The sequence below is a fragment of the Sulfuriferula multivorans genome (assembly GCF_003851125.1).
Taxonomy (GTDB): Bacteria; Pseudomonadota; Gammaproteobacteria; order Burkholderiales; family Sulfuriferulaceae; genus Sulfuriferula; species Sulfuriferula multivorans.
Genome location: NZ_BGOW01000015.1, coordinates 1 through 17,735, shown reverse-complemented (window position 1 = coordinate 17,735; position 17,735 = coordinate 1). Strand labels below are relative to the sequence as shown.

The following is a 17,735-nucleotide window of genomic DNA, read 5'->3' as shown; positions in this document are numbered from 1 at the left end:
CTTCAGGAGAGCAGCGATGTCAAGCACATCCGAGGACATGGAAAAAAAACTGACCTTTCGTCGGTACAAGGAAGATGATCAGGACTGGAAGCAGTGGCAGGACAAGATTTTCGATGCCGACCACTCCCACCTGTGCCCGGAGTACGTGCTGTCCTCTCCGCCCTGCCAGGCCAGTTGTCCGGCAGGTGAGGACATCCGCGGCTATCTGAACATCGCGCGCGGCATCGAAAAACCGCCGGCAGGCGTGACCTGGCAGGAATATGCATTCCGCCGCATCACCGAAGCCAATCCCTTCCCCTCGGTGATGGGCCGCGTGTGCCCGGCGCCGTGCGAGTCCGGTTGCAACCGCAATCAGGTCGAAGACTTCGTGGGCATCAACTCCGTCGAACACTTCGTGGGCGACTGGGCGCTGACCAACAAGATGGCCTATGTGAACAAGGCCGAGCCCACCGGCAAGAAAATCGCCGTGCTCGGCGGCGGCCCTGCCGGCCTGGCCTGCGCCTACCAACTCGCTCTGAAGGGACATTCCATCACCATCTTCGACGAGCACGAACTGCTCGGCGGGATGATGCGCTACGGCATCCCCGGTTTCCGTACGCCGCGCGAAGTGCTGGACGGCGAGATTCAGCGCATTCTGGATTTGGGCGTGCAAACCCGCATGAAAACGCGTGTCGGCAGTGACATTGCGATGGCGCAGCTGGAGCAGGAATACGATGCCATTTTCATGGCGATGGGGGCACAGAGCGGCCGTCCGCTGCCGGTGCCAGGCGCCGAAGCACCCAACTGCGTGACCGCCATGGCCTTTCTGCGCGCCTTCAACGACGGCCGTTTGCAATACGTGGGCAAGCGCGTGGTGGTGATCGGCGGCGGCGACACCTCGATCGACGTGGCAACCGTAGCCCGCCGTCTGGGCAAAATCACCCACGATACCGAGACTGAACGCCCCGAGCACATCATTGCCGGCAACGTGGCGCACGATGTCGCCGAGGCTTCCGTGCGCGAAGGCGCGGAAGTGGTGCTGGTGTCCCGGGCCAGCATCGACAAGATGCACGCCAACAAGCATGAAATCGAGCAGGCGCTGGCCGAAGGTATCGATATCCTCGGCGGCGTAATGCCGATAGCGGTAATCCTGGGCGCGGATGGCCGTGCCACAGCCCTGCGCGTAGCCGAATTCGACATGGTGAAGGGCGAATCCGTCATCAGGGAAGGCACCGAACGCGATCTGCCCGCCGACCTGGTGGTGTCCGCCATCGGCCAGGCGGTGGATTTCACCGGCCTGGAAGAGTTCAACAACAACAAAGGCCTGATCAAGCCGGACAGCCACTATCGCTTCCCCGGCAAGAAACATATCTTTGTCGGCGGCGACGTAATCAAGCCGCACCTGCTCACCACTGCCATCGGTCACGCCTCCATCGCCGCCGAAGGCATCCATGCCTTCCTGGACGGACATGAGGAACTCGACAAGCGCCCCAAGGTGGACGCGCACCGCTTCGATCTGCTGCGCAAGCTGGTGGAAAAAGGCATGAAAATCGAAGAGTACAACCACCAGCAAATGCATGGCTCGGACACCAGTGCTTTTGCCGTGCACAACTTCGAGGATCGCTCCGCAAAATACGTAATCCCGTCCACCGAGCTTTTCCTCGGCCATTTTCTGTTCGCCGAGCGCCACAAGCGCGAAACGATCACACTCAATGCCGAACAGGCGCTGGGTAATTTCGAAGAGCGTCTGGCGGCTCTGAACGAGCCACAGGTTGTGGCGGAAGCCAAGCGCTGCATGAGCTGCGGTTTGTGCTTCGAATGCGACAACTGCGTGGTGTACTGCCCGCAGGCCGCCGTATTCAAGGTTAAACGCGACAAGTCGACACTTGGCCGTTATGTGGACACCGACTACAGCAAGTGCATCGGCTGCCATATCTGCGCCGACGTGTGCCCGACCGGCTACATCCAGATGGGCATGGGCGAGTAGGGCTCGATATGAGAAGGCTGGCCAAGGGATGGGTTAAACCGGCTGCATTGGGCGCCTTTCTGCTGGCTTGCGCGCTGACGCTGGCCTACGCGGGGAGCGGCACTCAGGAATCGTCACGGGTACCGAAGCCCAATGTGACGACGGCAAAAGGCGAAAAGTGCGTGGAAGACACCGAGTATATGCGCAAAAATCACATGAAGTTGCTGCGGCATCACCGCATTACGGCCGTGCACGAAGGGGATAACCAAAAAACCGACAAGTACAGCATCGTTAACTGCGTGAACTGCCATGCCAGTGCCAAGGACAACAGCGTGACCGGACCGGGCGATTTCTGTCAAAGCTGCCATGCCTACGCTGCAGTGAAGATCACTTGCTTCGAGTGTCATTCCAGCAAGCCTTCCGGATCGCCGCCGGCATTCCATCCGGCAGTGTCGCAGGGACCGCTGAATAAAACGACCCGTGCCACCATGATGCGCTATCAGGCTTACCATGGGCGTCTGCCGAATCTGGATGCCGGGTTCAACGCCAAGGATGTGGCTGGAGTGATTCGATGAGCGATTTTGACACTTACCGCCGCCGCTTCATGGGAGGAGTGCTGGGCGTGGCCGCCACTGCTGCGCTGCCGGCTGGAGTGCTGTTCTGGCAAACCGCCCAGGGCGAGGTGAAAGACGGCCCTCCCGCTTCCGACAAGGTACGCTGGGGCATGCTGGTGGATACCACAAAATGCGGCACCGGTTGCGATGCCTGCGTGCGCGGGTGCGATCAGGAAAACGGACTGTCCGGCGATACCTCGCCTACCAGCCCGCAGTGGATACGCAAAGTGCAGGTGAGCAACCCGCGCACCGGCTACAGCTTTTCCCTGCCCATGATGTGCCAGCATTGCGAGGAGCCACCCTGCGTGGACGTGTGCCCCACCGGCGCTTCGTTCAAGCGTGCCGACGGCATTGTGCTGGTGGATCGCCACCTCTGCATCGGCTGCCGCTATTGCATGATGGCCTGCCCCTACAAGGCGCGCTCCTTCATCCATCAGCCAGTCACCGATCAGTTGGCGGAAGTGCCGCGCGGCATCGGCTGCGTGGAGTCATGCACTTTCTGTGTGCAGCGTATCGACGCGGGCAAGCAGACTACGGCCTGCCAGGATGCCTGCAATGCCGAAGGCCACCAGGCCATTTATTTCGGCAATCTGAAAGATCCTGACAGCGAAATTTCCAGACGACTTGCCAGCTACCGCAGTCAGGAAGTTCTGGCGAGCCTCAACCTGCACACCGGTGTACGCTACGAAGGTATTTGAACCATGCAAACCGTATTTCGCGAACTGGAAGGAAAGAGCAGTACCTATTACGGCCTGCTGGGCGGACTGGGCCTGCTGGCGCTGCTTGGTCTGTTTGCCGCCTATCAGATGGAGCATCACGGTCATATCATCACCGGTATGACCAATCAGGTGGTGTGGGGGATACCGCACGTATTTGCGGTGTTCCTGATCGTGGCTGCCTCCGGTGTGCTCAACGTGGCGTCCATCGCAACGGTATTCGGCAAGCAGTTCTACAAGCCGCTGGCGCCGCTGTCGGCGCTGCTCGCCATCGCCCTGCTGGCAGGCGGCCTGATGGTGCTGATGCTGGACCTGGGCCGCGCCGATCGCCTCATCGTCGCCATGACCCATTACAACTTCAAGTCGGTGTTTGCCTGGAACGTGTTCCTTTATACCGGCTTCTTCACCCTCAGCGCGATTTACATCTGGACCATGATGGATCGCAAGGTGGCTGCTTTCAACAAACCGGTGGGTTTTGCCGCCTTCTTCTGGCGCCTGTCGCTCACTACCGGTACCGGCTCCATTTTCGGCTTCCTGGTGGCGCGCCAGGCCTATGACACCGCCTTGCTGGCACCGATGTTCATCATCATGTCGTTCTGCTACGGACTGGCCGTCTACCTGCTGGTGCTGATGGCCGCCTACAGCTGGAGCAAACGTCCACTCGGCGATTTGGTCATCAGACGTCTGAAAAATCTGCTGGGCGTGTTCATCGCCGCTGTGCTGTATTTCGTCGCGGTCTATCACCTGACCAATTTTTATTTCACCAGGCAGCACGAGTTCGAGCGCTTCATCCTGCTCGACGGCGGCATCTATACCCTGCTGTTCTGGATCGGTCAGATATTGCTGGGCGGTGTGGTACCGTTGATTCTGTTGTACGCACCCGCTACCCGCCAGTCGCGCAGCGCCATTGCCAGCGCCTGCCTGCTGGTGGTGCTGGGAGGGCTGGCGCAGATGTATGTCACCATTATCGGCGGCCAGGCTTTTCCGCTGCAAATGTTCCCCGGCATGATCGAGTCCAGCAGCTTTTTCGATGGCGTGATTCATCCCTATGTACCCAGTTTGCCGGAAACGCTGCTGGGGCTGGGCGGCGTGGCGGTGGCCGGTGCGATGGTCGTGTTCGCAATCAAGATTTTGCGTTTTCTACCGGAAAGCCTGGATGACCCGGCGGTGACACTCTCCCACAAGGCTGACTGACACCGTCCGGCAAACAGGCGTTTGTTTTCAAGGATACCAACATGAGTGAAGAACATCCGTTTGCTCCCTATATCCGTATCCTGGGAAAGGGCAGAAGCGGGTCGCGCTCGCTCACCCAGGACGAGGCCTGTCAGGCCATGCGCATGATCCTGGCCGGGGAGGTCGAGCCCGTGCAACTGGGCGCCTTTCTCATGCTCCTGCGGGTGAAGGAAGAATCCCCCGAGGAACTGGCCGGTTTCGTGCTCGCCGCACGCGAAACCATGCCGCTCCCTGATAACGCGCCAACGGTGCAACTGGACTGGTCGTCCTATGCCGGCAAGCGGCGCCAATTGCCGTGGTTTTTGCTGTCCGCGCTGCTGCTCGCAAGCCATGGCGTCAACGTGTTCATGCACGCCGCCGGCGGGCGCAAGGACAACCGTGTGTACACCCCGGAGACGCTGGCGCTACTGGGCATCAGCCCGAGCAACTCCTTGCCGGAAGCGGCGGCCCAGATCCGCACTCGTCACTTCGCTTTCATGCCGCTCGAGGCATTGAGTCCGGCGCTATACCAGATCATGGAACTGCGGCCGATGCTGGGCCTGCGCTCGCCCGTCAACACCATGGCGCGCATGCTGAACCCGCTGCGGGCGCCCGTGGCGATACAGGGTATTTTTCATCCGGCTTACCGCGATATGCACCAGTTGGCTGCGCAGCTGCTCCAGCAGCCGCACCTGGCCGTGCTCAAAGGGGAGGGCGGCGAGATCGAGCGCAATCCCGACTCGCCCTGCCTGGTCAAAAGCGTGCACAACGGTGTGTTGTCGGAGGAAGAATGGCCTGCGCTGTTCCGTAATCGCCACATGAAAGACGAGAGCATGGACACCCGGCGTCTGCCCGCTCTGTGGAACGGCGATATCGAAGATGAATACGGGCTCGCGGCCATTACCGGCACCACTGCGATAGCACTCAAAACTATGGGCATGGCGGACACCCAGGAAGCAGCGCAGACCATGGCTGTGGAACTGTGGAAGCGGCGTCCCTCCACCTGGCTCAAGGCGGCCTGAGCGGAATAGACATGTCGCGCTTTCTCATCTCCGCAGCACACAAGTCGTCTGGAAAAACCACGCTGAGCATCGGCTTGTGCGCGGCTTTGCGTGCCCGCGGCTTGCTCGTACAGCCGTACAAAAAGGGGCCGGACTATATTGATCCCATGTGGCTGACGCTGGCTGCAGGCCGCCCCTGCTACAACCTGGATTTTTACCAGATGGGCCGGGAGGAAATCAGCAACCTGTACCAGCAACACAGCGCCAGCGCGGATGTCTGTCTGGTGGAAGGCAACAAGGGACTCTACGACGGCCTGGACCTGGACGGCGGCAACAGCAATGCGGCGCTGGCGCAGTTGCTGGACCTCCCGGTCATCCTGGTGATTGATGCGCGCGGCATGACACGTGGGGTGGCGCCGCTCATCCTGGGCTACCAGGCTTTCGACCGCAATATCCGCATCCATGGCGTGATTCTCAACCAGTTGGGAGGCTCCCGCCACGAGAGCAAGCTGCGCGCGGTGATCGAGCATTATACCGATGTGCCGGTGCTGGGCGCGGTGCAGCACGATCCCGCGCTACAGATCGTCGAGCGCCATCTCGGGCTGATGCCGAGCAACGAATCCGCCTCCGCCACCCGGCAAACCCGTGCCATCGCCGAAAGCATCGCCGCGCAAGTGGACCTGGAACGGCTGCTGCAAGTGACCGTTTCTCCGCACCACGAAGCTGTTGCGCCAGCGGCACCAATCCGGCCGCTGCAACGTTTTCGCATCGGTCTGGTGCGCGACCGGGCGTTCGGTTTTTATTATGCCGACGATCTGGAAGCCCTGGCTGCGGGCGGCGCGGAAATCGTCCCGATCAATGCCCTGGATGATGCGCATTTGCCGGCGCTGGACGGCCTCGTCATCGGCGGTGGTTTCCCGGAATTGTTCCTGCAGGAACTGGAAGCCAATGCCTCGCTGCGCCGCGATATCCACCAGGCAGTAGAAGACGGACTGCCGGTTTACGCGGAATGCGGCGGTCTTATGTACTTGTCCCGCAGCATGCGCTGGAAGGGACGCGCTCACCAGATGGTGGGCGTGATACCAGGCGACGTGGTGATGCACGACAAACCCGTGGGGCGCGGTTACGTGCGCCTGCGCGAAACCGGGCTGTCTCCCTGGCCCGGAGGCGCAGCGCCGGCGCAGGAAATCTGTGCGCACGAATTCCACTACTCCAGCCTGGAAAATCTGGCGCCGGATGTGCAGTTCGCTTACGAAATGGTGCGCGGTCACGGACTCGATGGCTGCCACGACGGCATCGTTTATCGCAACCTGCTCGCGTCCTATACCCATTTGCGCTCCACCCGGAATTTTAACTGGGTGCAACGCTTTCTTGCCCTGGTAGCCCGGCATGCGTCCTCCAGAGTGGCTGCCAAGCAGGCCGTGGCTTAGGGCTTATCCGTGAATTATTCATGGACAAGCTCTTAATTAGCCGAATCAACTTTAACCAGTCCTGAACAGGAGCACTCGCATGATTACCGTGACCCCCCTTGCCGCTCAACAAATTCAGGAGTCCGCCGAACGCGGCGATATGGAAGGCATGGCGTTGCGGCTGGCGGCCCGCATCACCGAGGATGGATCCATCGAGTACGCCATGGGCTTCGATGAGCGTAGCGCCGATGACGCACTGGTGAGCGTTGAAGGTGTGGATTTGCTGATTCATGAAAGCCACCAGGCGCTGCTGAATGGCGCAACCCTGGATTTTGCGGAAGTCTCTACGGGCCAGTCAGGATTTGTATTCCGCAACCCCAATGCGCCACATTCCGCCTGCGGTGGTGGCAGTTGCGGTGGTGGGGGCGGTAGTGGGGGCTGTGGCAGTGGCAGCAGCGGCGGCTGCGCCTGACCCATGGATACTCAAGCGATGCAATTCGACCTTATCGTCATCGGCAGCGGGCCGGGCGGTTATAAGGCTGCCATCAACGCCGCACATCTGGGCGCAAAGGTTGCCTTGATTGAACGCGATCTGCCCGGTGGTACCTGTCTCAACCAGGGATGCATCCCGAAAAAAACCCTGCTGCATATGGCCAGCCTCATCGCCAGCGTGAACGAACTGGAAGGACGCGGACTGGTGGGGCATGTCAGCGGTGATTTCAAGGCCGCGATGGTGCAGAAGGATGCCGTCGTCAAGGGTATTCGCGACAGCTTTCCGATCTGGCTGAAGCGCCTGGGCGTACGTATTTTTCGTGGCGAAGCCCGCTTCGTCGACCGTCAGCGGGTGCGCATCAGCCTGACGGAGCCGCTGGCGGATACCACTGTAGCTACGCTTGAACTGCAGGCACCGCGCATCATCATTGCCACGGGCTCCACTCCCAGAGAACTGCCCGCCTGCCCTACCGATGGCCGTGTCGTGGTGAATTCCAGGGATTTTCTGTTCAAGCTGGATTATCTGCCGCGCTCGGTGCTGTGCGTGGGTGGCGGGGCCATAGGCGTGGAATTCGGTTTTCTGCTGCATCAGTTCGGCGCCAAAGTGCGCATCGTGGAACAGGGTGATCGCCTGCTGTATCGATCGAGCATGCCTGATCGGGCCTGCAGCGCTCTGGAAAGAAAACTGAGCCGCCTGGGCATCGAGGTGTGCAACAATCTCAACGTTATTTCCACCAAGGTTGAAGAAAACGGTATAGAAGTCGAGTTCAGCAACTGCGAACGTGCACGCTATGACTACGTGCTGGTAGCCGTGGGTCGACAGCCCCAAACCCAGGGTCTGGGCCTGGAAGAGATAGGCGTGGATGTTAATGCCGAAGGTTTCATTGTCACTTCCGAATACCTGGAAACCAGTGTGGCGGGCATCTATGCAGTAGGCGATGTCAAACACAGCCCCATGTCCAGCCCGATGACCGCCAACGCCGCCCTGTACGATGGCAAGGTGGCAGCGACCAATGCCATCCGGGGCAACGAATTGCATGCCAATTATTTCAAGGTGCCGTTCGTGATCCACTCGGCGCTGGAAATGGCCAGCGTCGGACTGTCCGAAGACCAGGCCGAGGATGCCGGTTTCGCGGAGGAAGTGGCGCGTTCCAGCCTGGGTGGTTCCGGCAAGGCGCGCGCATGTCATGACTTCGAAGGTTTCACCGAGGTGGTGCACGATGCGGAAACCGGCCAGTTGCTGGGCGGCTGCATCGTGGGCCCGGAAGCCGGCGAGCAGATCCACATGCTGTCCGCCGCGCTGCAATCGAAGCTGGGGCTGTGGTTCTTCAAGGACATGAGTTACAGCCACCCGTCCTGGTGCGAAGAGCTGGAAACGACCATTGACTCCTGCACCTCGGCTTTTTCCAAGTCCGACAAAATCATTTTCCGCCCCGGCATTCTTGCCGGGACTGAATAACCCGGCCCAGACCGAATCATGAATTTTCTTCCTGTATTTATGGATATTCGCGGCCAGCGCTGCCTTGTGGTGGGCGGTGGCGAAACCGCCGCGCGCAAGGCGGCGCTGCTGCTTCAGTGCGGTGCGCAGGTAACTGTCGTGGCGCCAGAACTCGTGCCCGCTTTTACCGAACTCAAGGACCAGGACCGGCTTGCCCATCGCAAGATCGGATTCGAGCTGGCGCTGCTCGACGAGGTTGCATTGGTGATTTGCGCCAGCGGGGACGACGACCTCGACCGCATGGTATCCCAGGCTGCGCGCGACCGTCATCTGCCGGTGAACGTGGCGGACAGGCCCGAGCTGTGCAGCTTCGTGCTGCCTGCCATCATCGACCGTTCGCCGCTGCTGGTGGCGGTGTCCAGCGGTGGCGCCGCGCCGGTGCTGGCACGGCTGTTGCGCGCGCGGTTGGAAACCCTGATTCCCTCCAGCTATGGCCGGTTGGCGTTGCTTGCCGCCAGCTTCCGCGACGAGGTGAAAAAGAAATTTTCCCTGTCAGCCAAACGCCGCATGTTCTGGGAAAAAGTTCTCCAGGGACCGATTGCCGAGCTGGTTTACGCCGGCAATGAAGCGGCGGCTGAAGCAGCGCTCAAGCAGCAACTGGACGAGGAAACCGATGACTTGCCGCAAGGCGAGGTTTACCTGGTGGGCGGCGGCCCCGGCAACCCGGACCTGCTGACCTTCCGGGCGCTGCGGCTGATGCAGCAGGCCGACGTGGTAATCTATGACCATCTCGTTGCCGATGCGGTACTCGACATGTGCCGACGCGATGCGGAGCGCGTTTATGTGGGCAAGGAGCGCGCCAACCATACCATGCAACAGGAGGGCATCAACCAGTTGCTGGTGCGTTATGCCCAGCAAGGCAAACGGGTGCTGCGCCTCAAGGGCGGCGACCCGTTCATTTTCGGCCGTGGCGGAGAAGAAATCGAAACCCTGTCGGAAAACGGCATCCCGTTCCAGGTGGTACCGGGCATCACTGCGGCGTCGGGCGTGGCGTCCTATGCGGGCATTCCGCTCACCCACCGGGATTACGCACAGTCCTGCGTGTTCGTCACCGGGCACCTCAAGGACGACAGCATCAACCTGGACTGGGATGCGCTGGCCCGGCCCAATCAGACTGTGGTGATTTACATGGGACTGCTGGGCCTGCCCATCCTGTGCAAGGAACTCATTTCACATGGTTTGCCCGCGGCCACGCCCGTCGCCATCGTGCAGCAGGGCACCACGGTGCGCCAGCGGGTATTGGTGGGCACCCTGGAAACGCTGCCGGCGCTCGCCACTGAGGCCGAGTTCAAGCCGCCCACGCTCATCATCGTGGGCAATGTGGTGAAGCTGCACGAGAAACTGGCCTGGTTCCGCACCGAGGCGTGCAATAAAACCTAAAGGCATTTGAATCACGGGGAGTGCGGGGGAAACCAGAAGCTTTTGAGCTCGAATTCTTTAGGGCAAGATTTGACCGCGTTTGTCTTGCTGTTGCTGGGCTAAAATATCATAAGACAAGATGTCCCCCTTTATGCGAGCGAATGTCATCAGGGCCAGAGCACTATGCTCAACAACAGGCCGGATATATTGCTTGCAGTTAGATTCTTGTTTCTCGAAATTGCTTCATCCTTGCAAAAAGGGGGGAGTCCATATATCCGACATTAGGTGTTAAATCATGGATGCCGATTTTGGCAAAATGCTCGAATTGATGGAGCTTACATTTCGTGACTTTGAAGCGGCAATGCCGAACAAACCCAAGTTGGTAGCAAAGACCTATGGTTGGGTGTATCGATTTGAAGAACAAGATATATATCAAGCACTAGTTCAAAAACTCGCGCGCGTGCAAAGCACGATAAGAGCGGCCCGCTTACTTCTGATGCATGGGCATGTCCAAGAGCAAGCAATGCTCCATCGAGTAATTGATGAAACCAACGAGGATGTCCTCTTCTTAGTTTATGCGGTTACAAATGACAAAATTACACCTCTGCACGAACGGTATTTAGCGTCTTTCTGGGAGGAAGAATTTGATGAATCCGGAAACCCAGTAAAATCAGAGCAAAAGAGAGAAATGGTGTCCCGCAAAAAAATTAGGGCATATATTGCGAGCGTCGAAGGAGCACCCCTAAACCCGAGCTGCAGAATCGAATTAAGCAGAACCTTAAGCAAGGCATATTCTGGTTTTATTCACGGCGCTTCACCACACATTATGGATAGCTATGGTGGAAACCCGCCTCATTTTCATACACAAGGGATGCTCGGAACGCCAAGGATTGACGAACACACGCGTGATCTTTGGAACTACATGTATCGCAGTTTTCTCTCTCATATTTTGGTGGCCAAAGCTCTCGGTGCCGAAAAGCATGTCGACATTTTGACGCGGCACAAAGAGCGTTTTGAATTAAATGCGGGTAATTAACCAGCTTTTATGTTAAAGGGTAAGTATGAATATCGAGTGCGACCCAGTTAATTTCCAGCTGAAATTGCAAGTTCTAGCAAAAATCTACTCATGTAATTTTTAATTAGAGATTCGAGATCACGATTATCAATCCCAAAGATTTCAGCCTTTATTGCAGTTGGGCAATTAAAAATTAATGTTTTTCTGGAGACAACTACCGGTACAGCTAAGCTAGCAAAAATTCTTTCGAACCTATCGGTTGAAAATTGAATCTCTGGATCAGCGTTATATATTGATTTGTATTCATTACAAAGACGTTCTTTTTCCCATTCTTCCGCTTGCTGGCTAACTTGTTCATCTATCCTCACTTCTTCATCGGCAAAGTACTTAAATACGATGCTTTCCGATGTAATATCAGGATTAATGTCGCGCTGCTTATCGGTGAAATCAGAGATTTTCTTTCTGGATTTTAATTGATCGATACGTTTTAAATATGCGTGTCCTAGCACTTCAAATATCAGCCCTTGTAAGAAATATGACTTTTGATATTCAAGAAATGCCGGAGTCAAATCATTATTTAAGTAGCATTCGTTTATCCGAATTAAAGGGAGCGACAATTTATTGCAATATTCATTCTTGAGTTCGTCCTTGCGCTTTTGTTTATCGTCTTGGTGATGTCCTCCATCAAATTCGACAGCAAGTAATGGATACATGGAGTTTTTTTCTACTACCAAACAATCAAAAGATGTTTTTTGTGCATGGTCCCAAATATATCCCCATGAAGAACTGTTTGAGTGGATGGCTTCCCGCTTGATGGTTGCGATGGAGGACGCCCTAACCTCATGCAAAAGAACAAATGGATTGTATTGCTCGAGGGGACCAGCCCGATCAGCAATAATCTTGTATGCCTGAAACTGCTGAAAACCAACTGAGTTACGCTCATAAAGTTTGGATTTTCTCTCACCATTTAGCGCATCCATAATATCTCTTGGGGTCAGATTAGAAAAAGCATCCTTGGTGATAACTTTAACGCCCGTCTTCAAGAGTATCTCAGTAATCAGAGGGTCTTCCGACTTTATATCAAACACTGTTGCTAGAAGTTTCCCATTAGGGAATGGGGTAAGAATTGCAAGCGGAATAGTGCCAGTATATTGCAAACCCATGAGGGATTTAGAAGCCTCGTGTGACTTTGGATCGATCGCCTGAGACAAAGGGAAATGAATAGCTAGATCATATCTATTGGATTGTTTATTTAGCCATTCCAGAATCGAAATAGCTACCTTCGTTAACTCCTTGTCAGCAACTGGCTTAAGGGTAAATGGAGAAGTGTTTATTGTCATAAATTCGCGGGCCGTCCGAGTTATAGTCGAATCTGGTGCATGCAATAAGAGCCGCGGGATCGCATCTTGCATTGCAATATTCTGCTGACAAATTATTGATTGCCACGATGCGTGCGCCCGGCGCGCCGCATTTCATAAAATCTCACTTGCCATGCCCCGCTATTTAATCACCAACAGACATTTCTATTTTGCTCTAAACAGAGTCAAACTACGCAAGAAAATGGGTCCGATTATTTTCTTCTTTCCGAATTGAGGATGAATATGGCAGACTAAAATGCAAATAGGGTGTTATCCATGTCCCAGACTATTTTGTTACCTATCTCCCCAACCGTTCATTGCGGATTCGAAATGCCGAGCATGGTCCCCGCCTGTTCCGCATCTAGGCCGACGACAAGATAGAAGCCTGCGCGAGAAAAGCGAGCAGCTAATTCTCCGTCCTCTACCTCAACGACGACGTATCGGTATGGGGAAAATGGCGCCACTTTCGTTTCGGGGTTGATAGTTGGTCCGGTGGCTGAGAAGCGCAATTCAAATCCGGCGACCATATTTGCGATGTCCTCGAATTTTGCATGGTATCCGCGACTTGTATGGCTGTCACCGCTGCCGTCCTTCACGAAAAAAACCTTCGGCATGTCTTTCTCCCATTCATTTTGACGGGTCGTCGTCGTAAAACCAACCGTCCTCGTTTGACCGTGAAATGCTACCCGCGTATTCAAAAGTTTCCTCAAGAATCTCTCGGGGCGTTTCATTTTGAGATAATTGCTGCTCGTTCGACGAATCGAATAGGGGCCAAAGGGTCGCGTCCGGCATTGCAATATTCTGCTGACAAATTATTGATCTCCGCGATACGCGCGCCCGGCGCGCTGCACTCCATAAAATTCCGTTTGTCCTGCCCCACTATGTAATCACCAACGGACATTTCTGCTATGCGCTAAACAGGGTAAAACTACGCAATGCATTGATTCTCCTCCGTGTTCCCCGTGGTTAAAATGCCTTTTTCAGGACCGGGTTTTTACCGTGCATTACGATTTGGAGGCGCCGGTGCCGGACTGGCCGAGCCGTTGCTCCACGGCAAATACCGCTGCGGCCACCCGGGAAGTGAGGTTGAGCTTGGAAAAAATGTTGTGCACATGCAGCTTGACAGTATCGTGACTGATTCCCAGATTACGGGCGATGACCTTGTTGCTTTCCCCCTTGGCCAGGCAGCCAAGTATCTGTTGCTCGCGCTGGGTCAGTTGTTCGATGAGCGAGTCTTTCTTGCCCTGTTTGGCATCCAGCAGATTCACCAGTTTGGCGGTCATCGTCGGTGCCACCACAGTTTCGCCCCGGGCCGCGCGCTGGATGGCGTCCACCACCTCGGCCGGCTCCATATTCTTGAGCAGATAACCGCGGGCGCCTGCGCGCAGGGCATTGGCCATGTCGCCCTGGTCGTCGCTCACCGTCAGAATCAGCGTCGGGAATAGCAGCCCTTCCTGGTGGAATTGGCTCAGCAGGGTAATGCCGTCCACCGCCGGCATGTGCAAATCCATGATCACCACGTCGGGGTGTATTTCTCTCAGCATACGACGTGCTTCCTCGACGTCGCCGGTAATGCCGGCCACGCTGATGGTGCCCGAGTGTTCCAACAGTTCGGCCAGGCCCTTGCGGAACAGTGTGTGGTCATCCACCAGCACGACTTTGATCTTGACCGTCATGTGTTATCCCTCTTGCGCGGAGGCTGGGACGGAAACATCAATGTCAGCCGCGTGCCGGCGCCCGCCTGACTGGTGATCTCCACGCTGCCGCCCAGTTGCTTCGCCCGCCCGTGCATGATGTTGATGCCGAAATGCATGCCAGGGCCGGGGTGGCCGGCGGCGCAGAGGCCGATGCCGTCATCGGTAATGGTAAACCGGTAGGCATCGTCGACCTGCTCGATGTTCAGGTGAATGTTGTGGGCACGGGAATGCTTGCAGATATTGGCGAGCGCCTCCTGCACAATATGGAATACCTGGACTTCCTGGTCCGGGGTGAGATTCAGCCCATGGGTGTGGTTGGTGAAATCTACTCTGGCTTCAGTTTTCTTGCACGCCCCGGCCAGTAGATCCTGCAGGGCCGGCACCAGGCCGCGCGGATCCATGCGGTGATGGAACTGGGTGAGCAGTTCGCGCAGACCGGAATAGGCAGACTCCAGGGCATCTTCCATATCGCCAAGATATTTTTCGGTAAATTGCTTATCCCCTGTGTGCACGGACTCCTTGAGCATCTCCAGGCGAATGTTCATGTAGGCCAGGGTTTGGGCGAGTGAATCGTGAATTTCGTTGGACAGCATTTGCCGTTCGTTCATCAGGCTGATGCGCATGTTTTCCTGAGTCAGGCGCACGTTCTCCAGGGCCATCCCCAGATGCTCGCTGATGGAGGAGAACAGCAGCCGTACTTCTTCCGGAATGGGAGGGGCGTCGGCGAACATGAACAAGTTATAAACCCCCAGCACATGGCCCTTGTGCTGCAAGGGTACTGCCACAAAGCTCACGCAGTGGTCGCCGAAAAATTCCAGGCCCGAGTTGTTCTTGCATAGATGCACCGCCTCGGTGCTACGGGCCGCGGAATCATGCACTGCCTGGCCGCAGACGCCGCAGCCCAGGGGTACGATGCGCTCCTGCTCCAGCATTTCCTCTGGCAGGCCGATGGAGCCAATCAGGCGTAGCCCGGTACCGTCGGCGGTGAGCACGCGCACTGCACCGGCGCCCGCGCCGGCCAGTCGCACCATGGTTGACAGGAAGCGCTCCAGCAGCCGTTCGATATCGACATTGGTGCTGAGCGAGGTGGCGATTTCTGATAGCACCCGCAATGCAGGCAGCTTGTATAAGCCCTGGTCGGTAACCGATTCGGAAAATCCGGCGGAAGGACCGCTAATATCCTGCATGATTTCCTCTCCTGAAGCCCGCCTTGATGGATAAATTTTTGTACCAAGCGTACGCCGGCCAACTTCTGGTCATGCTGTTTTCGCTCTGCGATCTGCAACAAAGCATTGAAATTGCTAACACTATAAATCCAAACTCCGTTGCAGAAGAAATTTTATCGCTAGTACCACTTGCGTAAACCACCTTCCATGCTAAATTTTGCGTCGATTTGCAGGGATGAAACAGGTAGGCGCTGCCTGCATAAACAGGCATCATTGGACTATCCAGGCACAACGGAGCATTCGCATGAACTCTATTTTCGGACAGCATCGATTGCAGGTGTGGTTTGCAGTCGTCACGCGGGTAGCGTTTTTATCCAGTTATGGGGAGGGCACGGCAAAATGACTTCGATCAGGAAAATCATCCCGCTTGTGTCCCAGGAATCCGCCGATGCCAGTCTAAGCACTTGCGCGGGCGCCGAACCCTTTGCCCTGATGGTGCTGGGTGACAGCATGATGCCGGAATTCGAGGAGGGCGAAATCATTATCATCGAGCCGGAAGGCCTGACGACAGAGGGTTCCTTTGTGCTGGCCTTTCACAACGAAGAATACATCTTCCGTCAACTGCTGCGGCGGGAGGGTGACTGGTACCTGCATCCACTCAATACCAACTACGAGGATGCGCTCATATCGGATCTGTCCGTAGTGAAGGGCGTCATTATCCAGAAACAGCGTCCAGGCTCGCGTCGCACTCGCAAAACCTATGTCGCCAAGCGTGCGCATTAAGCAATGCAACGCTACAACACTGGCGTGCACGTATCGCAGATCACACGGCGTGCGAGCGACTGACATAGACCCATGGCGCCATAGCTCTATATGCGCTGTCCCGGCACACACCATCGAATTGCGCAGGTGATTTAAGTTAAACATTGCGGACTTGGCACAAATGCAGTTCGTTACTGCTCTGTCGGGCTTTCCGATGTCAGGTTGGCGAGTCGATCCATATCGACAAAATATATGTATTTGCCCTCAATCTTGATAATGCCATCCTCCTGAAAGCGCGCCAGAATACGGCAAACCGTTTCTTGAGTCAGCCCAAGATAATTGGCGATATCCCTGCGCGACATGGTGAGCTTATAGGCGGGATGGGATGATTTATTCTTATCAATATGCCGACTGAGACTCATCAAATATGTTGCCAGCCGCTCGGTGGCGTTCTTTTTTCCAAGTAGCAGCATCATCTGCTGGCCGCGGAGTATGGCATGGCTCATGATAGCGAGCATATGATCCTGCAAGTCGGGAATATTTCTGCTCAAGCCTAGGAAATGCGGAAACGATATCTCGCAGATATTCGTTGTTTCAAGCACGATGGCTTCGCTGGCAAAGCGCATGCCATTGAGGGCGTCCAGCCCGATTATCTCGCCGCGTCCGTGAAATCCGGTAATTTGGGTCCTGCCATCATTGCTGTAAATATATGTTTTTATCGATCCGTGGCGAACTGCGTAGATTTCGTGGAATGTATCGCCGCTCCGATAGAGATATTCCCCGCGTCTCAATACAAATCGCCGCTTGACCAGTGTATTGGTAACGTTTGCATCTTCACCATTACTCGCCAGCCTGCACATTCCATACATGTCACAGTCTTTACATGACATGAATTCCAAAGTCGGTGGTGAGGGGGTCCTGTTATATGGTTTTGACATAAGCTGCTCCAGCTCGGGTGGGTATATCCAGCATTTTGCCAGCCCATTGTGGGTGAGCATGTTGGCAGGGTGATACATGATTCAAAATGTGCTGCATGCCTCTGACAAACTTACTGCATTGGTGTCAGTTGGTCTCTCGACAATCGGCCGTAACGGGTTCCCATGCTGCATCTTGGTGGTACTTCCGTTCAACGCGCTCTGACTGCGGGTAAGTTCCTCCGAAAATATTGACGACTTAAAGTACGTTTTCGCACTTTTTGTTGATCCAGATCATGATTATCCCCCTTCTAGATAGCCTAGCATCATAAACAGTTAAGAATATATTTCTTTAGTGATGTATGTCTTGAAAGGGTGAGGTCGATGAGCTCGAAATTGAACATTAAATACTGGCTGCTCTTGGTACCAACATTGTTAATGGCGCTGATGAGCTTTTCTAACCCGGCCAGTGCAGTTCCAAGCTTCGCACGACAGACCGGCCAAAACTGCGTCGCCTGCCATGCCGGGGGACAATTTCCCGAACTTACCCCCTACGGGCGCCTGTTCAAACTCACTG

The 17,735-nt window shown here is 56.0% G+C and carries 17 protein-coding genes; 12 read left to right on the top strand and 5 right to left on the bottom strand.

Translation table 11 applies throughout. The features are described from left to right. Window positions 1-16: 16 nt before the first annotated feature. From EI185_RS08425 to EI185_RS08380, 10 genes are all read left to right on the top strand, one after another. Window positions 17-1,966 carry an NAD(P)-binding protein gene (locus EI185_RS08425; RefSeq protein ID WP_124704700.1) on the top strand — a complete coding sequence of 650 codons (1,950 nt, stop codon included), beginning with the start codon at window positions 17-19 and terminating at the stop codon, window positions 1,964-1,966. Window positions 1,967-1,974: 8 nt separating this feature from the next. Next, window positions 1,975-2,520 carry a hypothetical protein gene (locus EI185_RS08420; protein ID WP_124704699.1) on the top strand — a complete coding sequence of 182 codons (546 nt, stop codon included), beginning with the start codon at window positions 1,975-1,977 and terminating at the stop codon, window positions 2,518-2,520. Then, window positions 2,517-3,257: a sulfate reduction electron transfer complex DsrMKJOP subunit DsrO gene (gene dsrO / locus EI185_RS08415; RefSeq protein ID WP_124704698.1), complete on the top strand. Its 741-nt coding sequence runs from the start codon at window positions 2,517-2,519 to the stop codon at window positions 3,255-3,257. Before EI185_RS08420 ends, dsrO begins: the two co-directional genes overlap by 4 nt. Before the next feature lie 3 nt (window positions 3,258-3,260). Further along, entirely contained in the window at window positions 3,261-4,469 is a 1,209-nt protein-coding gene (nrfD, locus tag EI185_RS08410; RefSeq protein WP_124704697.1) for an NrfD/PsrC family molybdoenzyme membrane anchor subunit, read from the top strand. Between the two features lie 41 nt (window positions 4,470-4,510). After that, the gene (locus EI185_RS08405) at window positions 4,511-5,509 is read left to right on the top strand and encodes a glycosyl transferase family protein (RefSeq protein ID WP_124704696.1); all 999 of its coding nucleotides are present in this window, start codon (window positions 4,511-4,513) and stop codon (window positions 5,507-5,509) included. 11 nt (window positions 5,510-5,520) lie between these two features. Continuing rightward, the gene (locus EI185_RS08400; RefSeq protein WP_124704695.1) at window positions 5,521-6,918 is read left to right on the top strand and encodes a cobyrinic acid a,c-diamide synthase CobB; all 1,398 of its coding nucleotides are present in this window, start codon (window positions 5,521-5,523) and stop codon (window positions 6,916-6,918) included. A gap of 79 nt (window positions 6,919-6,997) precedes the next feature. Beyond that, the gene (locus tag EI185_RS08395; RefSeq protein ID WP_124704694.1) at window positions 6,998-7,369 is read left to right on the top strand and encodes a HesB/IscA family protein; all 372 of its coding nucleotides are present in this window, start codon (window positions 6,998-7,000) and stop codon (window positions 7,367-7,369) included. An 18-nt stretch (window positions 7,370-7,387) separates the two neighbouring features. Next, on the top strand, window positions 7,388-8,848 hold the full coding sequence (locus EI185_RS08390; RefSeq protein WP_189836339.1) for a dihydrolipoyl dehydrogenase family protein: 1,461 nt from the start codon (window positions 7,388-7,390) through the stop codon (window positions 8,846-8,848). An 18-nt stretch (window positions 8,849-8,866) separates the two neighbouring features. Next, window positions 8,867-10,267 carry a siroheme synthase CysG gene (gene cysG, locus EI185_RS08385; protein WP_124704692.1) on the top strand — a complete coding sequence of 467 codons (1,401 nt, stop codon included), beginning with the start codon at window positions 8,867-8,869 and terminating at the stop codon, window positions 10,265-10,267. A gap of 274 nt (window positions 10,268-10,541) precedes the next feature. After that, window positions 10,542-11,282: a hypothetical protein gene (locus EI185_RS08380; RefSeq protein ID WP_124704691.1), complete on the top strand. Its 741-nt coding sequence runs from the start codon at window positions 10,542-10,544 to the stop codon at window positions 11,280-11,282. Between the two features lie 47 nt (window positions 11,283-11,329). On the opposite strand, the gene EI185_RS08375 is transcribed toward EI185_RS08380, so the two are convergent. The 4 genes from EI185_RS08375 to EI185_RS08360 all read right to left on the bottom strand — a co-directional run bounded on the left by EI185_RS08375 (window position 11,330) and on the right by EI185_RS08360 (window position 15,503). Continuing rightward, complete coding sequence (locus tag EI185_RS08375) at window positions 11,330-12,673, bottom strand: DUF2726 domain-containing protein (RefSeq protein WP_124704690.1); 1,344 nt, start codon at window positions 12,671-12,673, stop codon at window positions 11,330-11,332. 260 nt (window positions 12,674-12,933) lie between these two features. After that, window positions 12,934-13,350 (bottom strand): hypothetical protein, encoded by a 417-nt coding sequence (locus tag EI185_RS08370; protein WP_124704689.1) that lies wholly within the window; start codon window positions 13,348-13,350, stop codon window positions 12,934-12,936. 273 nt (window positions 13,351-13,623) lie between these two features. Further along, window positions 13,624-14,295: a response regulator gene (locus EI185_RS08365; RefSeq protein ID WP_124704688.1), complete on the bottom strand. Its 672-nt coding sequence runs from the start codon at window positions 14,293-14,295 to the stop codon at window positions 13,624-13,626. Then, window positions 14,292-15,503: a GAF domain-containing sensor histidine kinase gene (locus EI185_RS08360; protein WP_124704687.1), complete on the bottom strand. Its 1,212-nt coding sequence runs from the start codon at window positions 15,501-15,503 to the stop codon at window positions 14,292-14,294. The genes EI185_RS08365 and EI185_RS08360 overlap by 4 nt, the downstream gene beginning before the upstream one ends. Window positions 15,504-15,911: 408 nt before the next feature. Here EI185_RS08360 and EI185_RS08355 point away from each other — a divergent pair, with 408 nt between their 5' ends. After that, a complete protein-coding gene (locus tag EI185_RS08355; RefSeq protein ID WP_223247752.1) occupies window positions 15,912-16,265 on the top strand; it encodes a S24 family peptidase in 354 nt (117 codons plus the stop codon). Between the two features lie 170 nt (window positions 16,266-16,435). Here the strand turns inward: EI185_RS08355 and EI185_RS08350 are convergent, their stop codons facing one another. Further along, complete coding sequence (locus EI185_RS08350; RefSeq protein WP_124704685.1) at window positions 16,436-17,260, bottom strand: helix-turn-helix domain-containing protein; 825 nt, start codon at window positions 17,258-17,260, stop codon at window positions 16,436-16,438. A 294-nt stretch (window positions 17,261-17,554) separates the two neighbouring features. Here EI185_RS08350 and EI185_RS18190 point away from each other — a divergent pair. Then, window positions 17,555-17,735 (top strand): cytochrome c family protein (locus EI185_RS18190; protein ID WP_502697134.1); only part of this gene is annotated, 181 nt, incomplete at its 3' end.

Bases quoted from the DNA above. Each gene is read 5' to 3' on its own strand.
- EI185_RS08360 (WP_124704687.1), bottom strand. From the start codon at position 15,503: ATGCAGGATATTAGCGGTCCTTCCGCCGGATTTTCCGAATCGGTTACC.
- EI185_RS08400 (WP_124704695.1), top strand. From the start codon at position 5,521: ATGTCGCGCTTTCTCATCTCCGCAGCACACAAGTCGTCTGGAAAAACC.
- EI185_RS08425 (WP_124704700.1), top strand. From the start codon at position 17: ATGTCAAGCACATCCGAGGACATGGAAAAAAAACTGACCTTTCGTCGG.
- EI185_RS08350 (WP_124704685.1), bottom strand. From the start codon at position 17,260: ATGTATCACCCTGCCAACATGCTCACCCACAATGGGCTGGCAAAATGC.
- EI185_RS08405 (WP_124704696.1), top strand. From the start codon at position 4,511: ATGAGTGAAGAACATCCGTTTGCTCCCTATATCCGTATCCTGGGAAAG.
- EI185_RS08390 (WP_189836339.1), top strand. From the start codon at position 7,388: ATGCAATTCGACCTTATCGTCATCGGCAGCGGGCCGGGCGGTTATAAG.
- EI185_RS08420 (WP_124704699.1), top strand. From the start codon at position 1,975: ATGAGAAGGCTGGCCAAGGGATGGGTTAAACCGGCTGCATTGGGCGCC.
- EI185_RS08365 (WP_124704688.1), bottom strand. From the start codon at position 14,295: ATGACGGTCAAGATCAAAGTCGTGCTGGTGGATGACCACACACTGTTC.
- cysG (WP_124704692.1), top strand. From the start codon at position 8,867: ATGAATTTTCTTCCTGTATTTATGGATATTCGCGGCCAGCGCTGCCTT.
- EI185_RS08370 (WP_124704689.1), bottom strand. From the start codon at position 13,350: ATGAAACGCCCCGAGAGATTCTTGAGGAAACTTTTGAATACGCGGGTA.
- EI185_RS08380 (WP_124704691.1), top strand. From the start codon at position 10,542: ATGGATGCCGATTTTGGCAAAATGCTCGAATTGATGGAGCTTACATTT.
- EI185_RS08375 (WP_124704690.1), bottom strand. From the start codon at position 12,673: ATGCAAGATGCGATCCCGCGGCTCTTATTGCATGCACCAGATTCGACT.
- dsrO (WP_124704698.1), top strand. From the start codon at position 2,517: ATGAGCGATTTTGACACTTACCGCCGCCGCTTCATGGGAGGAGTGCTG.
- EI185_RS08395 (WP_124704694.1), top strand. From the start codon at position 6,998: ATGATTACCGTGACCCCCCTTGCCGCTCAACAAATTCAGGAGTCCGCC.
- nrfD (WP_124704697.1), top strand. From the start codon at position 3,261: ATGCAAACCGTATTTCGCGAACTGGAAGGAAAGAGCAGTACCTATTAC.